Source organism: Prevotella dentasini JCM 15908 (assembly GCF_000614065.1).
Classification (GTDB): Bacteria; Bacteroidota; Bacteroidia; order Bacteroidales; family Bacteroidaceae; genus Prevotella; species Prevotella dentasini.
In genome coordinates this window covers 46,943-69,306 of sequence record NZ_BAKG01000004.1, presented here as the reverse complement: position 1 = coordinate 69,306, position 22,364 = coordinate 46,943, and the positions used below count along the sequence as shown (strand labels likewise).

At 50.7% G+C, this 22,364-nt stretch carries 23 protein-coding genes, 2 tRNA genes and 2 pseudogenes; 12 read left to right on the top strand and 15 right to left on the bottom strand.

Features of this window, described 5'->3' with window-relative positions:
* The first annotated feature begins 5 nt into the window (after window positions 1-5).
* From JCM15908_RS03055 to JCM15908_RS14530, 3 genes are read left to right on the top strand one after another with little or no spacing between them, the layout of a single operon-like run.
* A complete protein-coding gene (locus JCM15908_RS03055; protein WP_025002225.1) occupies window positions 6-512 on the top strand; it encodes an STM3941 family protein in 507 nt (168 codons plus the stop codon).
* Window positions 513-547: 35 nt separating this feature from the next.
* Entirely contained in the window at window positions 548-877 is a 330-nt protein-coding gene (locus JCM15908_RS03050; protein WP_025002224.1) for a TfoX/Sxy family protein, read from the top strand.
* Between the two features lie 3 nt (window positions 878-880).
* Window positions 881-1,183 (top strand): conjugal transfer protein, encoded by a 303-nt coding sequence (locus JCM15908_RS14530; protein WP_148295500.1) that lies wholly within the window; start codon window positions 881-883, stop codon window positions 1,181-1,183.
* Between the two features lie 37 nt (window positions 1,184-1,220).
* On the opposite strand, the gene JCM15908_RS03045 is transcribed toward JCM15908_RS14530, so the two are convergent.
* The 3 genes from JCM15908_RS03045 to JCM15908_RS15355 form a co-directional block, all read right to left on the bottom strand.
* Entirely contained in the window at window positions 1,221-1,871 is a 651-nt protein-coding gene (locus JCM15908_RS03045) for an MgtC/SapB family protein (RefSeq protein ID WP_025002223.1), read from the bottom strand.
* 189 nt (window positions 1,872-2,060) lie between these two features.
* Window positions 2,061-2,657: an OmpH/Skp family outer membrane protein gene (locus tag JCM15908_RS03040; RefSeq protein ID WP_025002222.1), complete on the bottom strand. Its 597-nt coding sequence runs from the start codon at window positions 2,655-2,657 to the stop codon at window positions 2,061-2,063.
* Window positions 2,658-2,749: 92 nt separating this feature from the next.
* Window positions 2,750-2,944 carry a hypothetical protein gene (locus tag JCM15908_RS15355; RefSeq protein ID WP_025002221.1) on the bottom strand — a complete coding sequence of 65 codons (195 nt, stop codon included), beginning with the start codon at window positions 2,942-2,944 and terminating at the stop codon, window positions 2,750-2,752.
* A gap of 79 nt (window positions 2,945-3,023) precedes the next feature.
* On the opposite strand from JCM15908_RS15355, the gene JCM15908_RS03030 reads away from it, so the two are divergent.
* The 6 genes and pseudogenes from JCM15908_RS03030 to JCM15908_RS03005 all read left to right on the top strand — a co-directional run bounded on the left by JCM15908_RS03030 (window position 3,024) and on the right by JCM15908_RS03005 (window position 8,249).
* Entirely contained in the window at window positions 3,024-4,475 is a 1,452-nt protein-coding gene (locus JCM15908_RS03030; RefSeq protein ID WP_025002220.1) for an aminoacyl-histidine dipeptidase, read from the top strand.
* A 442-nt stretch (window positions 4,476-4,917) separates the two neighbouring features.
* A pseudogene (locus tag JCM15908_RS11940) lies at window positions 4,918-5,780 on the top strand (sigma-70 family RNA polymerase sigma factor).
* Between the two features lie 33 nt (window positions 5,781-5,813).
* The gene (locus tag JCM15908_RS03020) at window positions 5,814-6,335 is read left to right on the top strand and encodes a hypothetical protein (RefSeq protein ID WP_025002219.1); all 522 of its coding nucleotides are present in this window, start codon (window positions 5,814-5,816) and stop codon (window positions 6,333-6,335) included.
* Window positions 6,322-7,215, top strand: a complete 894-nt coding sequence (locus JCM15908_RS03015; RefSeq protein ID WP_025002218.1) for a hypothetical protein — start codon at window positions 6,322-6,324, stop codon at window positions 7,213-7,215. The genes JCM15908_RS03020 and JCM15908_RS03015 overlap by 14 nt, the downstream gene beginning before the upstream one ends.
* Window positions 7,212-7,697 carry a S24/S26 family peptidase gene (locus JCM15908_RS03010; RefSeq protein WP_025002217.1) on the top strand — a complete coding sequence of 162 codons (486 nt, stop codon included), beginning with the start codon at window positions 7,212-7,214 and terminating at the stop codon, window positions 7,695-7,697. Before JCM15908_RS03015 ends, JCM15908_RS03010 begins: the two co-directional genes overlap by 4 nt.
* Window positions 7,698-7,868: 171 nt before the next feature.
* Complete coding sequence (locus JCM15908_RS03005; RefSeq protein ID WP_025002216.1) at window positions 7,869-8,249, top strand: PqqD family protein; 381 nt, start codon at window positions 7,869-7,871, stop codon at window positions 8,247-8,249.
* Between the two features lie 283 nt (window positions 8,250-8,532).
* Here the strand turns inward: JCM15908_RS03005 and JCM15908_RS15555 are convergent, their stop codons facing one another.
* The 3 genes and pseudogenes from JCM15908_RS15555 to radA all read right to left on the bottom strand — a co-directional run bounded on the left by JCM15908_RS15555 (window position 8,533) and on the right by radA (window position 12,602).
* On the bottom strand, window positions 8,533-9,117 hold the full coding sequence (locus tag JCM15908_RS15555) for a nucleoside recognition domain-containing protein (RefSeq protein WP_373277404.1): 585 nt from the start codon (window positions 9,115-9,117) through the stop codon (window positions 8,533-8,535).
* On the bottom strand, window positions 9,093-11,009 hold the full coding sequence (gene feoB, locus JCM15908_RS11935; protein ID WP_373277403.1) for a ferrous iron transport protein B: 1,917 nt from the start codon (window positions 11,007-11,009) through the stop codon (window positions 9,093-9,095). The genes JCM15908_RS15555 and feoB overlap by 25 nt, the downstream gene beginning before the upstream one ends.
* Before the next feature lie 196 nt (window positions 11,010-11,205).
* Window positions 11,206-12,602: pseudogene (gene radA / locus JCM15908_RS11930) on the bottom strand (DNA repair protein RadA).
* Window positions 12,603-12,664: 62 nt separating this feature from the next.
* Here radA and JCM15908_RS02990 point away from each other — a divergent pair.
* From JCM15908_RS02990 to JCM15908_RS11925, 3 genes are all read left to right on the top strand, one after another.
* A complete protein-coding gene (locus JCM15908_RS02990) occupies window positions 12,665-13,561 on the top strand; it encodes an ABC transporter substrate-binding protein (protein ID WP_025002215.1) in 897 nt (298 codons plus the stop codon).
* 70 nt (window positions 13,562-13,631) lie between these two features.
* Window positions 13,632-14,000, top strand: coding sequence for a hypothetical protein (locus tag JCM15908_RS14990; RefSeq protein ID WP_234396357.1), 369 nt, complete (start codon window positions 13,632-13,634; stop codon window positions 13,998-14,000).
* Window positions 14,001-14,002: 2 nt separating this feature from the next.
* The gene (locus JCM15908_RS11925; protein ID WP_234396356.1) at window positions 14,003-15,802 is read left to right on the top strand and encodes a tetratricopeptide repeat protein; all 1,800 of its coding nucleotides are present in this window, start codon (window positions 14,003-14,005) and stop codon (window positions 15,800-15,802) included.
* 493 nt (window positions 15,803-16,295) lie between these two features.
* Here the strand turns inward: JCM15908_RS11925 and JCM15908_RS02980 are convergent, their stop codons facing one another.
* From JCM15908_RS02980 to JCM15908_RS02940, 9 genes are all read right to left on the bottom strand, one after another.
* Window positions 16,296-17,069 (bottom strand): RsmE family RNA methyltransferase, encoded by a 774-nt coding sequence (locus JCM15908_RS02980; RefSeq protein ID WP_025002214.1) that lies wholly within the window; start codon window positions 17,067-17,069, stop codon window positions 16,296-16,298.
* A 34-nt stretch (window positions 17,070-17,103) separates the two neighbouring features.
* Complete coding sequence (locus JCM15908_RS11920) at window positions 17,104-17,547, bottom strand: UvrB/UvrC motif-containing protein (RefSeq protein ID WP_306303697.1); 444 nt, start codon at window positions 17,545-17,547, stop codon at window positions 17,104-17,106.
* 97 nt (window positions 17,548-17,644) lie between these two features.
* Window positions 17,645-18,907 (bottom strand): nucleoside permease, encoded by a 1,263-nt coding sequence (locus JCM15908_RS02970; RefSeq protein ID WP_025002213.1) that lies wholly within the window; start codon window positions 18,905-18,907, stop codon window positions 17,645-17,647.
* Window positions 18,908-19,136: 229 nt separating this feature from the next.
* Complete coding sequence (locus JCM15908_RS02965; protein WP_025002212.1) at window positions 19,137-19,733, bottom strand: DUF3256 family protein; 597 nt, start codon at window positions 19,731-19,733, stop codon at window positions 19,137-19,139.
* Window positions 19,734-19,847: 114 nt separating this feature from the next.
* The gene (locus tag JCM15908_RS02960; RefSeq protein WP_025002211.1) at window positions 19,848-20,306 is read right to left on the bottom strand and encodes a hypothetical protein; all 459 of its coding nucleotides are present in this window, start codon (window positions 20,304-20,306) and stop codon (window positions 19,848-19,850) included.
* Window positions 20,307-20,450: 144 nt separating this feature from the next.
* Window positions 20,451-20,522 (bottom strand) — tRNA-Glu (locus JCM15908_RS02955).
* Between the two features lie 37 nt (window positions 20,523-20,559).
* Window positions 20,560-20,646: transfer RNA gene (locus JCM15908_RS02950), tRNA-Ser, on the bottom strand.
* Between the two features lie 472 nt (window positions 20,647-21,118).
* The gene (locus JCM15908_RS02945) at window positions 21,119-21,586 is read right to left on the bottom strand and encodes a nucleoside deaminase (protein WP_025002210.1); all 468 of its coding nucleotides are present in this window, start codon (window positions 21,584-21,586) and stop codon (window positions 21,119-21,121) included.
* Window positions 21,587-21,697: 111 nt separating this feature from the next.
* On the bottom strand, window positions 21,698-22,345 hold the full coding sequence (locus tag JCM15908_RS02940) for an HD domain-containing protein (protein ID WP_025002209.1): 648 nt from the start codon (window positions 22,343-22,345) through the stop codon (window positions 21,698-21,700).
* Window positions 22,346-22,364 lie beyond the last annotated feature (19 nt).

Here is a 22,364-nt window from a genome sequence, read left to right as displayed (position 1 = left end):
CGTATATGGACTGGAAGAAAAGATTAAAATTATACGCTATATGCCTGCTGTTCGTTGTTGGAGCCATATTCATGTTAAACTCTGACACGCCAGGAACGATGCGTCATCCTCTTTGGATGAGACACATCGCTTCTTACATCGGCATCTTCTTCTTCGGCAGTTGCGGCTTAATGGCAGCTTACTCAGACATTCGGCTCTGCCTACATCATCAGAAATTTATAGAGTTCTCCGAACAGGGTTTATCTATAAAAGCAGGAAAAGTGATTCCATGGTCTCAGATTAAAGGGTTTGCAATTGAGAATGTGAGCGGAGCCATCATAATCTTGATATTCACCAAAAATCCCAAGAAGGAAATAGCCAAAGAGACCTCATGGTTGAAGAGAAAAGTGATGCAGTTCAATTTAAAAACCACCGGCTCAATCTATTCGTTTTCCACCATGGCAATGAAGGGCAGCCCTGAAGATGTTCTCCTACAATGTGAACAGGAGTTAGCAAAGCGCAGACAAAAATGATATAATTCCATGACCGCTATAACTCATTAAACATTATGGCAAGCAATCCCGAACTCATCCAGTACATCGCCGACCAATGCAGTGGTGCAGGCGAAATCACTACCCGAAAGATGTTTGGCGACTACGCCATCTACTGCCGTGGAAAGATTTTCGGTCTCATCTGCGACGACCATCTCTACATAAAGCCTACCGAAGCAGGCCGCAGTCTCCTTCCCACCATTGACCTCCGTCCTCCCTACGAGGGTGCGAAGAACTACTTTTACATTCCCGACATCGACGACCACGAGTTCCTCTCCCGTCTGGTCAGCGAGACCTGCAAGGAGCTGCCCGAACCAAAGCCAAAGAAGAAAAAGAAAATGAAATAGCACATGAACGATAATCAGCTTCTTTATCTTTCCACCTTCCTATGCATTGCCTTCACCTTATATTATACGGTAAGGCATGGCAAACGCACGGGAACCGCTATGGCAGGCATCCTCGCGGGCTATTCCCTTCCACTCTACTACCTTTTCTTCTTTCGTTCAGGCGGTGGTTCATCGCTTGTGTGGTGGTTCTATCTGATAACCCTCAACAGTTTGTTCATCGCTGCTTCCATTGTAAGATTAGCAGTAAAAACAATCAGGAGGAAAAAACCTCGCCGTGCGCCTGAAACGGGAGAGTCCTTGCCGTGAGCTGCTGCGTATATCACACTATATACTGATTTCTCTGCTACTCTATATTCGAGAAAAGAACATCGTCAAAATCCTGCATATACTCCATCAGACGGTCTTTCTGGTCGCTCTTGCGCACCTTAATATCCATGTGAACTTCAAAAAGTTCACCATTGGAGGTGCGCCGTTCCCTCAGTTCGTAGGAATTGATTTCCATGCTGTCCTTTCTGATTTTATCGACAACTTGGCGCACGCTATCGCGCGACGGTGAGGAGAACGAAAGCTGAAGAAGCATCGTACCCAGTTTGGGAACAAACTTGCTGACAATCTCCAAACCGGCCAAAACCAATGCCGTAACGAGGCAGGCCGTCCAGTACATCCCTACTCCACATGCCATCCCGACTGCTGCCGTTACCCATAGTCCGGCAGCAGTAGTCAGACCACGCACCACATTCTTTTGGAACACGATAAGTCCAGCACCCAAGAAGCCAATACCCGATACAACCTGTGCTGCCACTCGCGACGTGTCTTTCACCCCGTCGCCAAATCCATACTGCGATATGATAGTGAAGAGGGCTGCCCCGAGAGCCACAAGAAAATGGGTACGGAATCCTGCATCCTTCGCACGAAACTCCCTCTCCAGCCCTATAATGCCGCCAAGAAGCAAGGCTACCACGAGCCGCAGGCTATTTTCGACAATAACATCCATAAACTATTCTGTTGTTTCTACGCCCAGACAGAACCCATAACAGCTTCCTGCCACAATTCCGTCCCAGCTTTACAGGGACAAATATACAATATTTTTGCACTTCGATTTGAAAAGTACATACTAAATAAAGACAGCCAGCCATTAAACGGCTGACTGTCAACTGACTATTATTTCTTCATCTAAAGAGAGCTATTTCTTCATTCCCTTGTACGCCTGATTCAAACCTTTAACAACCTCGTTTGTGATGTCGTATGCTCCATCGGCATAGAGAATATTATCACCGCTCTTTGCCAACACCATAGCGTACTTCTTATCCTTATTATACATCTTCAGATAATTGTGGACACTATCAGAAAGGGCTTTGTTGTATTTAGCAACCTCTGCCTGATACTCGTTTCCCAAACGCTGCTGAAGCGCGTCAGCATCCTGTGCCTGTTTCTGAATACTTGCCTGAATTTGCTGCGCCTGCGCCTGCGTATACTTGTTTGCCTGAACATTCTGCTGGAAATTGGCCGCTGCCTGCTGAATGGCCTGCTGCTTGCCTGCAAGGGTCTTCTGAATGTTCGTCTCCTTAGCCCTCATCAGCTTGGTAACCTCCTTCCAATAAGTGTACTGGCTCATAATGGAGTCAATCTCTACGTAGGCAATCTTCTGACTGCTCGCTGCCGGTGCAACATTTTCCGTCTTGCTTTCCGCCTTTGTGTCGTTAGACTTTGGCTGATTGTTGCAGGCTGTAAAAGTAAAGGCAACAGCTGCCATTGTCAATGTAACGATAATTCTCTTCATTTTCTATTTCCTATTTTATTTATTATACTACTATATTAATTAAGGTGTAACAGAACATTCTCCCTTACGCCATACTACGACGAAAGTATAGCCTAATAGGCTTTTCCTTTGTTCCGAGCCTCCTTGTCTTGGTCTATTACACAATGAATACCCTGCTCGCGAAGGTAAGCATTGTCGTGAATATGCTGCGACTTAAATGCTCCTCCCTTCTTGAAAATCACGCGTACGCTAAACAGTAGCACTGCAATAGCAATTATTAACACGCTATATAACAAAGTATCAACCATTTTCTATATCTTTGCAATTAATTATGTCCGCAAAGGTACTATAAATAGACAACATATCAAAACAAAATATTATTAAAATATGGAAAACGTAGAACTTAAACCTGCTCGCGTGTTCGAGCAATTTGCAAAAATCAATCAGATTCCCCGTCCTTCCAAGCATGAGGAAAAGATGATTGAGTATCTGAAAGAATTTGGCAAGTCCCACAACTTTGAAACCAAGGTTGACGAAACGGGCAATGTCATTATCAGCAAGCCTGCCACCAAGGGGTTGGAGCACCTCCCAACCGTTGCCCTTCAGAGCCACATGGACATGGTATGCGACAAACTGGTCGACATAGAATTTGACTTCCACAAGGATGCCATTCAGACCTATGTGGAAGGAGAATGGCTACAGGCAAAAGGCACAACCCTTGGAGCCGACGACGGCATCGGTGTAGCCATGGAGCTTGCCCTGCTCGACTCCGACAATATTGAGCACGGACCAATAGAGTGTGTTTTCACGCGCGACGAGGAGACCGGACTGACCGGCGCATTCGGCATGAAGCCCGGTTTCATGTCGGCCAAATACCTCATCAACCTTGACTCAGAGGATGAAGGACAAATCTTTGTAAGCTGTGCAGGTGGTATTACCACTACTGCCACTTTCAAATTCGACCGTGAAGCAGCCCCACAGGGCTACTTCTTCATGGAAGCAAGTCTCAAGGGCCTTATCGGCGGACACTCAGGCGACGATATCAATAAGAAGCGTGCCAACGCCATCAAGATACTTTCCCGTTTCCTCTATCTCGAGCAAGAGAAGATGGACCTCCGATTGGCACAGTGGAATTCCGGCAAGATGCACAACGCCATCCCGCGCGACGGCAAGGTTATTTTCGCCGTACCTGCCGACCGCAAGGAAGAGGTTAAGGCAGACTGGAACATCTTCACGGTAGGCGTTGAAGACGAATTCCACGTAACCGACCCCACTATGGTGTGGAATCTTGGCAGTACAGAAAGCCAGACGGTTATGCCCCAGCAGGTTTCCCGCAACTTGATTCTCTCCGTTCAGGCCATGGACAACGGGCCTCTTACCACCTGTCAGGACGAAGCTCTTGCCTACATGGTTGAGACATCAAGCAACGTAGCCAGCGTACAGAGTACAGAGAACGAGGTAGTCATCGTAGCATCGCAGCGTTCTAACGTCATGAGCAACCTCACCAACATGGCAAACACCGTAAAGGCCTGTTTCCAACTCGCCGGTGCAGAGGTTATTCAGAACGACGGCTATCCTGCATGGAAAATGAATCCGAACTCCGAACTGGTTAAGGTTGCCGTAGAACAATACAAGAAACTCTTCAATAAAGACCCGCAAGTACTCGGCATCCACGCAGGTCTGGAGTGTGGCCTCTTCTCCGAGAAATACCCGGAAATGGATATGGTCAGCTTCGGTCCTACACTTAGATACGTACATACTCCCGACGAACGCCTCCACATCCCGACCGTACAGATGGTATGGGATCATCTGCTGGCAGTCCTCAAGAACATTGAGTAAAGATTATTCCCTTATAACAAAAGGTCTCTGTAGCAACTACAGAGACCTTTTTGCTTATACCTCTCCCCAAGGGTATTCTCCCCGACATTTCCTTTCATGCAAGACGACTAAAATTCCCCTCAAACGAAAGTGGCACTTTGAGGAGACGAAACCGCCGTTTTCACCATGCGGAAGTACCACTTTCATTTTATCAGCACGCCACTTCCGGCTTAATGGAACAAAAAAGCAATCGCCTCATCCCCAAACGCCCATCAGAGAGCAGAAAGGAAGAAAGACGATCAACATCCTGCAAGACAGACCGGGACATTCCATATTCTTAAATATTCATCAGGAAAAAGCATTTCTGCATTAAGGCAGAGGAAACATCACTTTTTCTCCGTTTCATTTGCTCAACTCATTGATTTTGTGTAAATTTGTGCAGCTTAAATAATACCCCATACGTATGAGGCAATTGAAAATCACGAATTTGTACACCAATCGGGAGAGTGCTTCTCTCGAAAAGTACCTACACGAAATCGGGCACGAAGAACTCATCTCTTCAGACGAAGAAGTAGAACTGGCCCAACGCATCAAGTCGGGCGACCGAAAGGCCTTGGAGAAACTGACGAGGGCCAATCTCCGCTTCGTGGTGTCGGTGGCAAAGCAATATCAGAATCAGGGCCTGTCCCTTCCCGACCTTATCAATGAGGGAAACCTCGGACTCATAAAAGCCGCAGAAAAGTTTGACGAGACCCGCGGATTCAAGTTCATATCGTATGCCGTATGGTGGATTAGGCAAAGCATCCTTCAGGCCATTGCCGAACAAAGCAGGATGGTAAGGCTTCCGCTCAATCAGGTCGGCTCCGTCAATAAGATTAACAGGATGCTCAACAGGTTTGAGCAGGAAAACGAGCGTCGCCCCAACGTGGTGGAAATAGCCGAGGACATAGACCTGCCGGAGGAGAAAATACTCGATGCACTGAAGACAAACGGCCGGCATGTATCCGTTGACGCACCTTTCAACGACGGAGAAGAAGGCACCCTGCTCGATGTCCTGCCGGGCGACAACTCCCATTCGGCAGACAGGGAACTTGTCGCTGAAAGCCTCAGAAACGAGATAGACAGCGTGCTCGACATACTTCCCGACAGGAGCGCGATATAGTAAGGGCCTTCTTCGGAATCCATCAGCACGAAATGTCGCTGGACGAGATTGGCGAACGCTTTTGCCTCACACGCGAGAGAGTCAGGCAAATCAAGGAAAAAGCCATCAGGCGATTGCGCCAGCACACCAAGAGCCAGATACTCAAAGCGTATTTAGGACAATAAGAACAATAAAACAGCAAGCAAATCAAAAGAAAAATGAAGCTCGGAAAAATAATCTTTCTGGCAGCCCTGCTTTTAGGCCTGGCAGCAAACGCAGCAGCAAAGGATGGCCATAAGCCGGCCAAGGTATATATGTTTGGCTTTGCAGCCTCGTTCAACGACTCGACGGTCTACTTCACCTCCGTCCAGCCCGTAGACGCATACGTAGAAGACAACCGCACACACTTTCTCTACGAGCGCGACCAATACGCCTACCAGCTCCGCAGCTATCTGCAAACCCTGAACAGAGAACTGCGCCCGACCTGCGTGGTAGTCTATGCAGACAACGAGAAGAAGGCCATGAAGAAATACGTGAAGATGCAGGCAAGGTACACGGCAAGGACAAAGAACCACTTCCTCGTCAATGCCATCACCGACGACCAGTTCCGTTTCAAGCCAATAGCTCCCTATTCCGAATCGGACGGCATGTCCGGGGAAGTGACCGGGGATGCAGGGAAAAAGCCTGAAAAGAAAGCAGAGGCAAAAGCAGACAAGCCGGGTGCCGATGGAGATAAATAACTATCGGATTGCCGATTTCGATGTATGCGTCCGCTTTGCCGAGTCAGATAAGAACAGAGCACACATCATCCGTTCGTTCGAGCCTTTCCGGCAAGACTCGCCACAGGGCGAGCCGCTTTTCCGCCTGACGGTAGACGACATGCTGCAACCCGTAGCCAAGTCCCGGAGAAAGCGCATCAGGACGGTTGACACCGGCAACGGGGACACGGTGGTAGACCGAATTGACGACGGAGGATACCAGTACATCATAAAGGACATAAACGGTTCGGACTGCTGCCTGCTGATAACGAACAGAAACTTCTCCGAATGTCGCTGCGCGCTGAACGGGAACACCACCATGCGGACCTTCGGACTCAACAACGCCCTGATGCTCGTCTTCGCCTTTGCAGGAGCCAGATTCGGGGCGGTGCTCATCCATGCCTCCCTCGTCAGGAACAACCACCGCGGATACGCCTTCATAGCCAAGAGCGGAACGGGCAAGTCCACTCAGGCCGGCATGTGGCTCAGGCATATACCCGGCTCCGACCTGATGAACGACGACAACCCCGTCGTCAGAATCACCGGCGGCAAAGCATGGATATACGGCAGCCCGTGGAGCGGAAAGACTCCCTGCTACCGAAACGTCAAGGCACGCCTCGGTGCCATTACCAAGATAGACCGCGCCAAGGAGAACTCCGTAGAAAGGCTGCCGCCGATAGAGGCCTTCGCCTCGCTCCTGCCCTGCTGCTCAAGCATGAAATGGGATTCGGAAATCTACAACATGATATGCGATACGGTAACAAGGCTGGTGGAGACGACCGGCATATACACCCTCCACTGCCTTCCCGACGCAGAGGCGGCACGCGTCTGCCATCAAGCCATTGCAGGAGACCGGGCATGAAAAAACAGCTGACAGACATGCAGGAAATACAATTTCCCAATGCTGAACTGATTCCCGAAATAGTTAAGATGCTAAGCGAGGGGCACACCGTAACCCTGCGTCTACGGGGAGTTTCGATGCGCCCGTTTCTCGAAGACAACCGCGACAAGGCCCTTCTCTGCAAGCCGGCACACGTCAGGACCGGCGACCCCGTCCTTGCCGAGATTTCGCCCGGCCACTTCGTCCTCCACCGCATCACCGGCATATCGGGCGATGACGTAACCCTGCTGGGCGACGGAAACCTTACGGCAGAGCACTGCAAGACAGACAACATCGTGGGTGCCGTCATAGGCTTCTACCGCAAGGGAAGAACAAGGATGGACAAGACCGACGGCAGAAAGTGGAAAATCTACAGCCGTCTGTGGACAAGCCTCTACCCCGTCCGGAGATACCTGCTGGGCATATACCGCAGGCTATGGATTCCGCTGTTCGGGCCTGTTTAGCCAAAGTCCCGTCCAAGAGGGCGCAAAGTTTCCCGGACGGACAGGCGGACGATTTCCGAAAGACCTATAAACGACAGCCCCAAAAACTTTAAGGCTTTTGGGAATATAGTCAGGAGCCTCTTCTTCAAAGTACCCAAGGAACCCCAAGAAAGAAACTAAATATACAAAAATATGAAGACAAAGAAAGGATTCAACCTCCGCTCCGTATGCGGAGAAAGCATCATCGTTGCAGAGGGAGAGGAAAACATAGACTTCAGCAATATCATCTCCATGAACGAAAGCTCTGCCTACCTGTGGAAGAAAGTTCAGGGCATGGACAGCTTCAGCGTTGCAGACATGGCAAGACTGCTGCTGGAAGAATACGACACGGACGAAGCCACGGCCATGAGCGACTCGCTGACCTTGGCCGGGCAATGGGGAAAGGCAGGTATCATAGAAGGTGAAGACGTTCCCGACGGAGAAATCAAGAAAGCAGCCCCTGACAATGTCCCCAGTCCGGCACAGGAAAAGAAAGGCGAAAAGAAAGGAATCTTCAGGAAAATATTCGGATAGGCAGCAACACCGAAAATCATGAAGAGGCATCAGCCAGACAAGAACAGCCACCCTGCCGAAGTGCCCCCGAAAGTCATCACAGACTTTCGGGGGCACTTTGATAAGTAATCCGTGGAATATATTGCCGTCGCATGGCCTTAATACCTGCCTGACGCCAAGTATTCTTCAAGGAGAATTAGGACCGTCTACGGGAAGCTCACAAGCACTTATCAAAAAGTTCGCCAACTTTTTTAAAAAAGTTCGCCAACTTTTCTCAAAAAGCTCGCCAACTTTTTCTGCCTAATCATAGAAAGAACATTCCCACCTGAAAAACAACTGCACTGACCACCCACGCCAGCCCTGTGGTATAGCCTGCGGCAAAGAGTGCCCAACGCCAGCTGCCCGACTCGCCCTTGATGGCCGCAATCGTGGCGATGCAGGGGAAATAGATGAGTACGAAAAGCAGGAAGCAATAGGCCGTAAGCGTGGCTATCGGCCCGGCCTCCTCATAGCTGATGCCGTGAAGACGGGCCACGTCGGCCGTCATCTGCCTGTGAAGGCGGTCGTACTTTCCGTCTGCATTATTATATCCGCTGTCGTCGCCGAAAGAATCGTCATCGGAATACAGCACGCCCATCGTGGAGGCAACTATCTCCTTGGCCCCCACGCCGGCAATCAGGCCCACGTCGAGCTTCCAGTCGAAGCCTTGCGGACGGAAGACAGGCTCAATGGTCTTCCCTATCTGCCCGATATAGCTCTGCTCCTGACGCTGCTGCCGGCTGACATCCGGATCGTCGGGAAGAGGAAAGTAGCCCAGTGCCCACACGATGACGGATGCAACGAGGATGATTCCACCCATTTTCTTCAGATATTGCTTTCCCTTCTCCATGTGTGCCGCCCGATGGCCTTCCACGTCGGGAAACGGTAAGGCGGAAGCTCCATCACGAAAGGCGTATCCTCGCCCTTGGCCACGGTCATGGAGAAGATGCGGCTCAGGACGACTGCCATCGCGATGCCGACAAGATAGAGCGACAGCATCACGAGCGAGCGGTATTTCAGGGCAAAGAACGAGCCTGTAATCATAATGTAGATGGGCAGACGGGCCGAACAGCTCATCAGCGGAAGGATGAGCATCGTTATCAGTCGGCTCTTCCTGCTCTCGATGGTCCGCGTGGCCATCACGGCCGGAACGTTGCAGCCGAAACCCATGATAAGGGGAATGAACGACTTGCCGTGAAGTCCCATCTTGTGCATCAGCTTGTCCATGATGAAGGCGGCACGCGACATGTAGCCGCTGTCTTCCATATACGAGATGAAGAAATAGAGAATGAGAATCTGCGGCAGAAAGACTATGACCGAGCCGACGCCGCCTATCACTCCGTCGGCAAGCATGTCCCTGACAGGACCCTCGGGCAGCGTCGTGCTGACCGTTTCGCCAAGCCATGCCACGCCTGCCTCTATCCAGTCCATCGGGTATTGGCCGATGACGAAGGTGGCGGTGAACATTACAAGCAGGAGAAGGAAGAATATCGGGAAGCCTGCGTACTTGTTGGTCAGCACCCTGTCCGCCAGATGCGTAATCTGATAGGTGTCCTTTTTCTTTCCCGCCAGATAGCCGGCCTCTCGCAAGGCCCCGTTGATAAATCCGTACTTGGCGTCCATGATGGCCGTCTCGCTGTCGGTGCCGGTCTCCTCCTTCACGCGGGCCGCCGTCTCGTCGCGGTGGGCGAATATCTCACCGGCATCGGAGAGCGTGCCGATATACTGCTCCACGTCCTTGTCGTTTTCCAACAGCTTGATGGCAAGGTAGCGGGTAGAATAGCGTTGGCGCAGGTCCGGCTCGGCCTTCAGGTGCTCCTGCATCTCGGCAATACCGTTTTCAATCTCGTGTCCGTGGTTGATGTGTATGTGACGGTAGTTAGGGTTCTCGTCTTCCCTGCCTTCGTAAATATTGATTATCTGCCGGAAAAGTTCCTCTACTCCGCGTCCTGACGTGAACGCTGTCGGCACCATCGGCACTCCGAAGAGACCGGAGAGCTTCTCGCAGTCTACATGGTCGCCGCGCTTCTCGGTCTCGTCGAACATGTTGAGGGCGCAGACCATGCGCACGTGCATGTCGATGAGTTGTGTCGTCAGATAGAGGTTGCGTTCGAGGTTGGACGAGTCAATGACGTTGATGACTATGTCGGGCGTCTTCTCTACAAGCTGCCTGCGCACGTAGAGTTCCTCGGGGCTATAGGCAGACAGGCTGTAAGTGCCGGGAAGGTCGACCAAGTCGAACTCGTAGCCGCTAAACTCCGCACGCCCGTACTTGGCATCTACGGTAACGCCCGAGTAGTTGCCCACACGCTCGTGCGCCCCGGAGGCAAAGTTGAAAAGCGATGTCTTTCCGCAATTGGGATTGCCGACCAGTGCAACGCTGATGGTATGGCGGACGCGGCTGGCGGCATCGGTCAGCTCGGAGGGCGTAAGCGGCTGCTCATCGGGGTCAGAATTGTCCACCTCTATGGCCGGATTCACCTCCTGCTCTCTGCCGTGTCCCATCCGCCTCGCCTCTTCTTCGGAAAGCACTTCTATGAGTTCTGCCTCGCTGTGCCGCAGGCTGACCTCGTAGCCCATGATTCGGTATTTCACGGGGTCGCGCAGCGGTGCATTGAGCAGCACCTCCACCTGTTTTCCTGCAATGAATCCCATCTCAATGATGCGCTTGCGGAATCCTCCGTGGCCGGAAATCTTTATGATGATTCCGGTCTCACCGGTCTTTAGTTCTGATAGCTTCATAATGTTTGCCTTTCCTGTTAAGAGTCTGCCTTTGCCGTTCCATCACAATAATTTATCCAGCAGAAAGCAGCTGATACGCCAGAGCAACAGAAACATTCGCTGTGGTACTCTGCCCTTTGCAAAGGTACGAAGAAAAAGGCTAAGAAAATAAACGATGCTGCCATTCACGTATAAAATACCTACTATTGGGTATTGGCTATCCGAAAAGAACACGCAGGGCTTCTTCCACCTTGCGGACTGGATGCAACTCTATATTGTAGTTGTGGGTCAATCCCTGAAGATTGTACTTCGGTATGATAATATGGTGGAAGCCCAACTTCTCGGCTTCGGCTATGCGCTGCTCTATCCTGCTCACGGGACGTACCTCACCGCTCAGTCCCACCTCGCCGCACATACACCATCCGGACTCTATCGGTGTGTCTACGTTCGACGAAAGTACTGCGGCTATGACGCTCAGGTCCATGGCCATGTCCGTAACGCGCAGTCCTCCGGCAATGTTGAGGAATACGTCCTTCTGCATCAGCTTGAAGCCTACCCGCTTCTCCAACACGGCAAGAAGCATGTTCAGGCGACGCTGTTCAAAGCCCGTTGCAGAACGTTGCGGAGTGCCGTAGGCTGCCGAAGAGACAAGAGCCTGCGTCTCTACAAGAAATGGCCGCACGCCCTCGATGGCACTTGATATGGCTACGCCCGAAAGGCCGTCGTGGTCGTTGGTAAGCAGCAGCTCTGACGGGTTGCTCACTTGCCGGAGTCCGTTCTGCTCCATCTCGTAGATACCCAGTTCCGAAGTAGAGCCAAAACGGTTCTTGATGCTTCGGAGGATGCGGTACATATAGTGTTGGTCGCCCTCGAACTGAATGACCGTGTCGACGATATGCTCCAGTATCTTCGGTCCGGCGATGCTGCCTTCCTTATTAATATGTCCGATGAGAATAACAGGCACACCGCTCGTCTTCGCAAACCGCAGCAGGGCGGCTGCACACTCGCGTACCTGCGCCACGCTGCCCGGACTGCTGCCAACCTCTTCGGTAGCAATGGTCTGAATGGAGTCGACGACTATCAGCTCGGGCTTGACTTCCCTCACATGCTCGAAGATTCTCTCCAAAGATGTTTCGGAGAGAATCATGATATTGTCAGGAATATCCCTGCTGATACGCTCCGCACGCATCTTTATCTGATGAGGACTTTCTTCGCCACTGATGTAAAGCACGCGTCGGTCAATGCGGAGAATGGTCTGAAGCGTCAGCGTACTTTTACCTATGCCCGGCTCGCCTCCCAAGAGGACGATGCTCCCCTGCACGAGTCCGCCCCCGAGCACGCGGTTCAGCTCGGCATCGCACATATCGGTCCGCGGTTCTCTTTCGACAAGACATCACGCAGTCGCTGTGCCACGTTCTTTCCGGCCGCAAACACCACCGATTCGCCTGCCCTGATAGTCCGGGCGGCATTGCGCGCTGCTGCCGTCCCTGTATCGGAGGCGATGCGTATCTCCTTGAAAGTATTCCATTGGCCACAGTTGGGACATTTCCCAATCCACTTCGTGCTTTCCTGTCCGCAGTTGTTGCAGACGTATGCTATCTTATCCTTTGCCATTGCACGACAAAAGTAACAATAATTTTCCTTGTTACAAAATTTATGCTTAATTTTGCAAGACAATGAAACGATTACATTACCTCCTTATATTAGCTATTCTGGCACTCACAAGCTGCGGTCAGACAACAGAACAGCGAAAGGCAGCAGAGGCAGAGAAGACAAAACTGGAGAAGGCGGCCTACACGGCAGCCTTCAAGATTGCCGTCATGCCGACAATGGACTGCCTGCCCATCTACCTGCTCAAGGACAGCGTGCTCTACGATACAACGAAGGTTGACATCCGCCTGCTCCGCTTCAATGCACAGATGGACTGCGACACAGCCATCATACGGGGCCACGTACAGGCAGCGGCATCCGACCTGATAAGGACGGAACGGCTGAGGAGAATCCGGCACATACCCATAACCTACATGACAGGCACCAACCTTAGTTGGCAGCTCATCGGCAACCGCAAGTCCAAGCTGTCGAAGCCTGCCGACCTCAGCGATAAGATTGTCGCCATGACCCGCTTTTCAGCCACAGACATGCTGACCGACAAGGTAGTCAAGGCCGCCCAACCGAAATATCAGGTATTCCGCTCGCAAATAAACGACGTCTTCGTCCGCATGAAGATGTTACAGAATAACGAGCTTGACGCTTTCTGGTTCGCTGAACCACAAGCCACGCAAGCCCGGCTCTCAGGGCATAACGTGCTCTACGACTCGGCAGAAGATGCCTTCCGTCCCGGTGTCATTGCCTTTATAGAAAAAGACAACCGAACCCTTCAGCAAAACGCTTTCCGGGAGGCTTACGATAAAGCTGTCGAACTCATCAACAAAAACGGAACCGCCTATTACGCCGCCCTGATAGAGAAATACATGCAAGCCGACAAGGCTGTTGCCAAGAGTCTGCCGAAAATAATCTACGAGAAAGCGAACGCTCCCCGTCCGTCGGATGTTCTACAAGCGAGAAAACATTAATGGAGACAAGGCCGGTAAAGACTGCCGCTCCTCTAATCCGCCAGCCTATTACAATAAAAAGTCATCAGCAATGAACGCCAACGAAACTATCAGCACCGCCACCAGCCACATCATAAATCGCCAACTCAGCGAGGCCATTGCCCTGCTCCGTCCCCTCTACGAACAAAAACCCTCGCTTATAGGACACGACGAGTTCGATGCCATCGGCAAAGACTTCCGCCTCATGCAGGACTTTATGCTCCGCGGCTTCAACGACCCGCAGCGCGAACAGATGTACAACACGCTCGTGAGGCGGCTCTACCGTGTGGCGGCAGACCTGCTTATAAGCTGGAACTGCAAGAATACCGACACATACATCACCGCCTTCCGCCTCAGCGACCACCTGAACATGGGGCACGACTTCATCCGCTCAGTGCTCGAAGCTTCGTCTCCGACATAGCCATGCTCTCTTTAGAGCCGGAAGACATGCAGAAGGAGCGGTCGGCAGCCCTCTACAACCGCCATCAGACATTCATGGAACGCCTCTTCAACGCTCTGTGGATTTCATGCCAATGGACGGTAGACGACGAAGACTTCTACACCACCCTGCTGCTCTCTCCCATGATAGACACCACCGACCAGCAGCTCATTCTCTCCGCGCTCCTCATTGCCAACATGAACCATTTCGACATCCATAAGTTTCAGACCCTTGTAAACGTCTACGAACATGCGGAAGACGAGCACGTAAGGCAGCGCGCACTCGTTGGCTGGGTACTGACTATATTCGACGAGATGGACATATTTCCCGAACAGCGCAGCCACATAGAACGGCTCTGTGAAGACAGGCAGACGACACGTGAGCTGCTCGAACTACAGCAGCAGCTCTTCAGCTGCATGGATGCCGAGAAGGACCACGAGCACATACAGCGCAACATCATGCCCGACATCATGCGCAACTCCAACCTGACCATCAGCCGCTTCGGCATACAGGAGAAAGAGGAAGACCCCACCGACCGGATACTCGGGAACAGCGACGAGGACGAGAAGATGGAACAGATGGAAGCCAACATCCAGAAGATGATGAGCATGCAGCAGCAAGGTTCCGACATCTACTTCGGAGGCTTCCGGCAGATGAAGCGTTTTCCTTTCTTCAGCCAAATGGCCAACTGGTTCATGCCCTTCTACATCGCCCATCCCGCTCTGCGGGCCACGGTGGACAAGCTCGGGCCATCCCGCTTCCTCGACGTGCTGATGGAGCGCGGCAGCTTCTGCGAGTCAGACAAGTATTCGCTTGCCCTTGCCATGTCGGCCGTCATTGACCGCATACCCAAAAACATGCTCGAGATGCTCAATTCCGACGAGGCTGTAGGCATCGGAGCGTCGGACATTGACACCCAAAGCCCAGCCTATATACGCCGGATGTATCTGCAAGACCTCTACCGGTTCTACCGCCTCTACGGTGGTGCGGCCCATCTGCTCAACCCCTTCAAGGACGACGGGAAAAGCGAATTTTATGCCGACGCCTTCTTCTTCGAGTACAAAATTTTCATACAGACCGGATTGGATGCACGGAAGGGCGCACTCGCCACCTACCTCTTCCGTCACCACCGCTACGACCAGCTGCAAGAGCTGCTGCCGACATTCTATGCCGACACCACGCAGTACCATACCCTCACGGGCTACAGCTGCCTGCACCACGGCTATCTATCCGTGGCAGCCGAAAACTTCGAGCATGCGCTCAACCTCCAGCCCGACAACGAATGGGCGCAGAAGGGGAAGGCACGCACAGCAATGGAAATGGAAGACTACGAGACTGCCGTCGACGCTTACGACGCCCTGCTGCTCGCACAGCCCGGAAACATATCGTTCGAAATCAGCCGCGCCATCGCCCTGCTGAAACTCGACCGTACAAAGGAAGCACTCGAAAGCCTCTACCGCCTTGACTTCGAACATCCGGACAACGACAACGTGAAGCGCGTGCTCGCGTGGACGCTCCTCTGCGACGGCAATGCCGCAAAAGCCGCCAATCTCTATGAGCAGCTGTTCAGCAACGCCCCGTCAGCCGAAGACTATCTCAATGCAGGTTATGCCGACTGGCTGCTCGGCAACATTGCTTCAGCAATAGACAGGTTCCGCCAGTGGAAGAATCTCAGACATGCCGACCTTGCCGACGAGTTCGACAAGGACGGATACATGCTCGACAAACACAGCGTCTCCCCCACCGACCGCCTGCTCTTAATCAGTCTGGTAAACAGAACGTAGACCGACGCCCGTCTTTGCAGCCCCATTGTAGGCCTGTCTGCAACACTACGACAGAAAGAATCTGCAGGATTTTCACCTTAAAAGCACGTACTTTTTGACTAAAACAAATAATGCTTCTTGCCAAAACATGTAATGCTTTTAGCGAAAGCGTATATACCTTTCGGTTAAAACGTATATACTTTTTAGTGAAAACGTACGTACTTTTAAATGAAAACGTACGTACTTTTAGGTGAAAACGTACGTACTTTTAAGTGAAAACGTACGTACTTTTAAGTGAAAACGTACGTACCTTTAAGTGAAAACGTACGTACCTTTAAGTGAAAACGTACGTACCTTTAAGTGAAAACGTACGTACCTTTAAGTGAAAACGTACGTACTTTTCTATGAAAACGTATAATGCTTTTCCAGAAAAGGCATATCCTGTCCATGAAAAGCTATTATCTCTCTTCTAAAAAACACGGCAATTTGTACCTGCCGTGCAACGTCGGAAAATCTACGCAGACGGTTCTCCGTCTGCCGATGCCCGGCAGGACAGCAAGGCCCGTTCGGAGCGTCGTGCCAGCTGCGACATCATGACCGCGCTAAGCCCTGCCGTCTCCGTACGCAGGCGGCTGCTGCCCAGCGTTACGCTCTCGTAGCCATGCTTCAGCGCGAGCCGTACCTCGTCGGTGGAGAAATCGCCCTCTGGCCCTATCAGCACCGTTATGTCGTCGTCGCCGGTGGACCTCCCGATTTCCGTGAAGAAGTCTTTCCGCTCTATCTCCTCATAGCAGTGGCAGATAAACTTCCGGCCGCCAAGCGGTGCCGCAACGAAATCGGAGAAGCTGCAAAGCGGATTTACCTGTGGCTTCCACCCCTTTCGGCTCTGCTTCATGGCCGAGACGACTATCCGCTCCATGCGGTCGGTACGGATGTTTCTGCGTTCGGAGAACTTGCAGTTCAGGAACGTAATTTCGTCAAATCCCACTTCCGTTGCCTTCTCCGCCATCCATTCCATCCGCCCGATGTCTTTCGTGGGGGCGATTCCCAGATGAATCCGCCCACGCCACGCGCGTTCCTGCGGCAGGGTCTCCACGATGCGGTAGAGGCAGTGCTTGGAGCTGGCCACCGTTACCGCGGCCTTGCAGAAGCATCCCTCGCCGTCCATGAGGAACATCTCGTCCCCCGGCTGCAGGCGGAGGACACGCAGCGCGTGCACGGCCTCGTCCTGCGGAAGCTCTTCCCGGTGCTGCGCGTCGGGAACATAGAAGAATCTGACTTCTTTCATACAGAGTGCATATAAATGATTTTCAGCGACGGAGCTATCCTTGACGTTGCCTTATCTCGTCTCTGAGATAAGACGCCAACTCGTAGTTCTCGTTAGCAATGGCTCGCTCGAGCGCCTTCTGTAGCATGACGTCGTCCAAGGCGTTCACGGGCAGTGCCATGCGCGAATTGTCCTTTTTCATAGAGACGCTTTGCACGTCGAAGAGATGCCGCTCCATAAAAATGTCCAGCCTCGCTATCAGCGAGAGCAACACCGCGTCCGAAGCCCTTACGGGAATGGCTTCGGCCGTCGCCTTGTCAGTCAGCAACGCCTTGTACTGACCGTTGTTTATTGAACTGAAGAATATCTCGTAATGTTCCGCATCCATCCGCGGAACCAGACGGCACAACGTCTCCGGCAGCAGGGTCTCTAAATTGGGGGCCTTGTTCAACCTTATCCCTATCTGGTATTCACTCGGGCCATCACAGACGATTGCCACCTGACGGGCTTCGGAGCGGTCTGCCAGAATCAGCAGTCCTATACCTCTTCGCCTACAATCTCAGTAACTCCTCTGAAAAAGAGCTGTACCTTATCCATTACGAATGTTTGGGACGGAATATCAATGCAAAGCTAATCGCAACAACCAAGGCATAGCCCGCGAAGATGAACCAGCACGTCTGCCAGTCTCCTACCGTCAGGACATCGCCGCCTATGGGCAACGGATGCGTAAAGCGGTTGATGATGGCTTGGGCCGCCAGTGTCCCGATTGTAGCACCGATGCCGTTGGTCATCAGCATGAAGAGCCCTTGGGCCGAAGACCGTATCTTCTCATCCGTACTCCGGTCTACGAAGAGCGAACCCGAGATGTTGAAGAAGTCGAACGCTACGCCGTACACTACCATGGAGAGGACAAACAGCCACACTCCGGGCGTGCCGGGATTACCAAGACCAAACAGGCCGAAGCGAAGCACCCAAGCCAGCATGGCAATCAGCATGACGTTCTTTATCCCGTATCGCTTCATAAAGAAGGGAATGAGGAGAATACAGCAAGTCTCGCTCACCTGCGAGAGGCTGATTAGGATATTTGCGTGCTGCACGCCGAAGCTGTCGGCAAATTCAGGTTGCGCCCCGAAACTGAACAGGAACGGGTTGGCAAAGCTGTTGGTTATCTGAAGGCTCACACCCAACAACATGGAGAAGATGAAGAATATAGCCATCTTCTTTTGCCTGAACAGGGTAAAGGCACGAAGCCCGAAGGCATCTACCAGACTCTTCTTCTCCACATCCCTTGAAACTTGGCAATTGGGCAAGGTGAATGTATAGAAGAACAATATGATGCTTACGACACCCGAGGTAACAAATTGGTTCTGATTGCTTTGAAAGCCCATGATGTCAACCAGCCACATTGTAAGAATAAATCCGATAGTACCGAAGACGCGGATAGGCGGAAAATCCTTGACCGTATCCATTCCTGCCTGAGTCAATGCAGAGTAAGCAACCGAATTGGTCAAAGCCAGCGTAGGCATATAAAAGGCAACGGACAAGGAATAAAGCCCGAATATGATATGAAACTCAGCTGCACTTCCTGCACCAAGACCATAGGCGGCAGTGCCGAACATAAACAATCCTGCCAAAAGATGACACAGACCCAACAGCCTTTGGGCAGGAATCCAGCGGTCAGCCACAATACCCATAAGGGCAGGCATGAAGATAGACACTATTCCCTGCATGGAATAGAACAAACCTATGTTCTCTCCTATGCCAAGGTTCCCAAGATAACGCCCCATAGAGGTCAGATAAGCTCCCCACACTGCGAACTCCAAAAAGTTCATCAGTGCCAAACGTACTTTCAGATTCATGTTTTCAGCTAATTTTCTTTGGCACAAAAGTAGTAAAAATATAAGAAACGACCAAAAGAGAACATAAGAATAATTTCACATAGAAGCAGAAACAAAAAAATTGATTGTCTCACGACAATCAATCTTTTATTAACCTTAATAATCTAATACCATGAAAAACACGATGCAAAGTTAGGGATTTATTATTAACTTGCAAAGTTTCCAAGGCAGAAAGAGTGTAAGATTAACATTACTTAAATCTGCTACCGTCCCAATTATATTTTGTTTGCTTAACTATAGCCGAAACCTCCTGTCGTTCAGAAGACGTGAGCATTATTTGGGCATATTGGACAGACAGGCTATTATCTTTCTCCGAAAGCTGCAACCATATTAATTGGGGTTCCAGTAAAGCCAACAGATGCTCATATTCATCGGTACTCATCGTATCCGGCTTCTCCGTCAAGCAGACAGGAGAAAACGTTGACGGCATTGACTGCCATGCAACAGAATAGAGAGTCAGTCTGCTTTCCGGCTCAGGGCCAAACCATGTCTGCACCATGGCAATAGTCTTCTCATCCAACAGCTTCAACTCTATAACAGACGAATTGCTGAGCTTCACCTTCATGTAATTACTTGTCAGCAAGCTGACAACGCTCGTATCTCCCGACAGGTTTTCCACGGGCATCCAGCCTCCTGCTTCCTTTTCCTGAACCATCTGTTCCCGTAAGGTCTGATTGAGATAGGGAACGACAGAATCAGGCATACTTGCCCACAACTCCCCCATAGTCTGGGCTGACGCCCCGAAGACAATTGTCAAGCACACAATAAGCAAATATAATCTCTTCATATATCAAATAAAACAAAAGTACGATATCGCATACAACTACTAATATTCCCCATCTCATCCATGCAAATAGGACAGTCTCGAAGCCATCAAGCTAACGAGTCTCCCTTCCAAGCACTATCTCAGAAATGGGCCGAAAGTCATATCGCAACGATTACGAAATGTTGAAATGGTAAACAGCCTTGCACCACCAGTGTCAAATCCAACCACGAACTTCCCGTCCTCCGGTGTTTCATCCTCCGTCGTTTGATATTCGCCCCCGTATTTTTCCCATAAACTATTCATACTTGCCACGGCTGTAGACTTGTCAACGCAGGTTTTCTTCAGTCGGAGCAAATGCATTCTTCCCTTCTCGTCAAAGAAAAAGTTAGCCTCGCTGTACCTCTCACCATCGAAAACGACATCCGCAAATACCAGCTTTTCCCTTGTTTCCGTTACCGGAACACCAAATCTGCTTATTAGCGTATCGGACAGCTGCCCATACGCAGTCATAAACCGAATACCATCAATTGTTTTCTGCGCACTGACCATCAAGGTACAAACAGATAAAACAAGGATTATCATCAATCTTCTCATTTGGAATCTTACTTTTAATGTTTAATGCCAATAAACGAGTGCAAAAGTAAGCAAAAAATAACAATTACATGCAGGCATCTCCATAAAAAAGAAACAGACTATTGAATAAATAAAAAAGAGAAAGACCTTATCTTTCTCTTTTTGTAGTCGGTACGAGAATCGAACTCGTATGCCAAGATTGAGAATCTTGTATCCTAACCGTTAGATGAACCGACCGTTAGCCTTTTCATTCAAGAACTTGCTTCCAAATGAGCGGAAGGAGGGGGATTCGAACCCCCGGTACGCGGAAGCGTACGGCAGTTTAGCAAACTGCTGGTTTCAGCCACTCACCCATCCTTCCAGTCAGGGCTCGTTTAACCGAGTTGCCAAGCATTGTTCTCAAATGCGGTGCAAAGATACTATTAATATCCGAAACTGCCAAACTTTTCTAAAAGTTTTTTCTACATTTTTATTTACATCCTATACCGTACGTAGAGGGTAGATTCCAATAGCAAGTGCAAAATTAGACGATTAAATTGTAAAACTCTTGTTTTGGTGTATAGAAAGTGCCGTTTTCGCAGTCTGAAAACGGCACAATCACCAGACCAAAGTGCCGCTTTCACCATGCCTTTCTGTCCATCTGACTATCATATCTTCCGAGGACAAAAATTAATCTTTACATTTAGATAAAACGAAGACAAACATGCTGAATAAAAAGAAAGCGAATACGAAGGTTACAAACTCCATATTCGCCTTTTACCTGATTACGTACAGACAAGACGGATGCTTCATCTGCAATAACTGCAAAAAGAAGGAAACACAGGGGAGAGCACTTAATACTCCGTCTTGTCGGCCTTATTGCGCCATAAATCGAAAGCAGCCATAGCTTCGTTACGGAGGAGAATCTCCGACGGTTTCTTGCGATACTGGGGCTGTACATCTATTTCCTGATAGATAAAATCGTCGTCGAAGCCTATGTCGGCGGCATCCTTGCGGTCGTTGGCATAGTATATCTTGTCAAGATGTGCCCAGTAAATGGCACCGAGGCACATAGGACACGGTTCACAGGAAGTATAAATCTCACAGCCCGAGAGGTCGAACGTCCCGAGTTTCCTGCATGCCTTGCGGATGGTGGAGACCTCGGCATGAGCCGTAGGATCGGTATCAATGGTAACGCTGTTGCTTCCTTCCGCAACAATCTCCCCATTTCTGGCAATGACAGCCCCAAACGGGCCACCTCCGTTACGCACGCTGTTAACGGAAAGCTCAATGGCCCTTCTCATCAATTCTTCTTTGTTCATATTTGTAATGGTTTGTTCTATTTGCTATTCTATTTCTTTCCGCCTTCGGAAAAGAACGGATGCCTCCTTTCAGGAGGAAATTTCTATATATCAACAGACACGGCCGGGTGATTACCCGCCTTGTGCGCGGTCTGAAGACAACTTGTAAATTCTCTCAAAAACCCTGCGCAATTCTGCTTCGTCGTCGATGGTCCGGCGAATCATCTCAAGGTTTTTAGCATTGGGAGAATTGGGAATCCACAGCTTCAGATAGCCCGAACGGCCATACTTCTCCTTTATATGGGCATGAAAACGCTGCCACATCTGCTCCTCGTTTTTCTCCGGGTAATTCTCCATACCGAACTGTACGGCACGCAGGAAAATCATCTCCGGCTCCAAGTCGCGGTCGGCCTCGGCAACAATCTTCCCGTAGATGCTGCGCGGTGCACGGGAACTGCTGGCACGGTGGTCTTCCACCGCCTCTTTCATTATCTTAATCTGTTCGGGCGAGAACCATTTCTTTAGCCGGGCATCGGCAGTGAGAATCTTACCGCCCGTAATGTGGTGGATGGCACGCGGCCCCTCCATGCCGAGGTCGTGGTAGGCAGCTATGACGTAAGCCATATTGGGGTCGGCACCCGTAACGCGCACAAGTTCCATGGAATTATGGATAACCCGCTGTACGTGAGTGAGTCCATGCGATTTCCCGAAAGCAGTATAGCGGGGAAGTATCTGCTGCTCGACAAATTCCATCAAGTCCAAATTTACGTTCTTCGACATCGTTTTGAATAATTATTTA

Coding starts and splice junctions, on each gene's coding strand:
- JCM15908_RS03010 (WP_025002217.1), top strand. CDS start 7,212: ATGAAAAAACAGCTGACAGACATGCAGGAAATACAATTTCCCAATGCT.
- JCM15908_RS15555 (WP_373277404.1), bottom strand. CDS start 9,117: ATGGAGAAGGGAAAGCAATATCTGAAGAAAATGGGTGGAATCATCCTC.
- JCM15908_RS02965 (WP_025002212.1), bottom strand. CDS start 19,733: ATGAAGAGATTATATTTGCTTATTGTGTGCTTGACAATTGTCTTCGGG.
- JCM15908_RS03030 (WP_025002220.1), top strand. CDS start 3,024: ATGGAAAACGTAGAACTTAAACCTGCTCGCGTGTTCGAGCAATTTGCA.
- JCM15908_RS02980 (WP_025002214.1), bottom strand. CDS start 17,069: ATGAAAGAAGTCAGATTCTTCTATGTTCCCGACGCGCAGCACCGGGAA.
- JCM15908_RS03020 (WP_025002219.1), top strand. CDS start 5,814: ATGAAGCTCGGAAAAATAATCTTTCTGGCAGCCCTGCTTTTAGGCCTG.
- JCM15908_RS02970 (WP_025002213.1), bottom strand. CDS start 18,907: ATGAATCTGAAAGTACGTTTGGCACTGATGAACTTTTTGGAGTTCGCA.
- JCM15908_RS11925 (WP_234396356.1), top strand. CDS start 14,003: ATGCTCTCTTTAGAGCCGGAAGACATGCAGAAGGAGCGGTCGGCAGCC.
- JCM15908_RS03005 (WP_025002216.1), top strand. CDS start 7,869: ATGAAGACAAAGAAAGGATTCAACCTCCGCTCCGTATGCGGAGAAAGC.
- JCM15908_RS03040 (WP_025002222.1), bottom strand. CDS start 2,657: ATGAAGAGAATTATCGTTACATTGACAATGGCAGCTGTTGCCTTTACT.
- JCM15908_RS14530 (WP_148295500.1), top strand. CDS start 881: ATGAACGATAATCAGCTTCTTTATCTTTCCACCTTCCTATGCATTGCC.
- JCM15908_RS03055 (WP_025002225.1), top strand. CDS start 6: ATGGACTGGAAGAAAAGATTAAAATTATACGCTATATGCCTGCTGTTC.
- JCM15908_RS15355 (WP_025002221.1), bottom strand. CDS start 2,944: ATGGTTGATACTTTGTTATATAGCGTGTTAATAATTGCTATTGCAGTG.
- JCM15908_RS14990 (WP_234396357.1), top strand. CDS start 13,632: ATGAACGCCAACGAAACTATCAGCACCGCCACCAGCCACATCATAAAT.
- feoB (WP_373277403.1), bottom strand. CDS start 11,009: ATGAAGCTATCAGAACTAAAGACCGGTGAGACCGGAATCATCATAAAG.
- JCM15908_RS02960 (WP_025002211.1), bottom strand. CDS start 20,306: ATGAGAAGATTGATGATAATCCTTGTTTTATCTGTTTGTACCTTGATG.
- JCM15908_RS03045 (WP_025002223.1), bottom strand. CDS start 1,871: ATGGATGTTATTGTCGAAAATAGCCTGCGGCTCGTGGTAGCCTTGCTT.
- JCM15908_RS03015 (WP_025002218.1), top strand. CDS start 6,322: ATGGAGATAAATAACTATCGGATTGCCGATTTCGATGTATGCGTCCGC.
- JCM15908_RS02940 (WP_025002209.1), bottom strand. CDS start 22,345: ATGTCGAAGAACGTAAATTTGGACTTGATGGAATTTGTCGAGCAGCAG.
- JCM15908_RS02990 (WP_025002215.1), top strand. CDS start 12,665: ATGAAACGATTACATTACCTCCTTATATTAGCTATTCTGGCACTCACA.
- JCM15908_RS02945 (WP_025002210.1), bottom strand. CDS start 21,586: ATGAACAAAGAAGAATTGATGAGAAGGGCCATTGAGCTTTCCGTTAAC.
- JCM15908_RS03050 (WP_025002224.1), top strand. CDS start 548: ATGGCAAGCAATCCCGAACTCATCCAGTACATCGCCGACCAATGCAGT.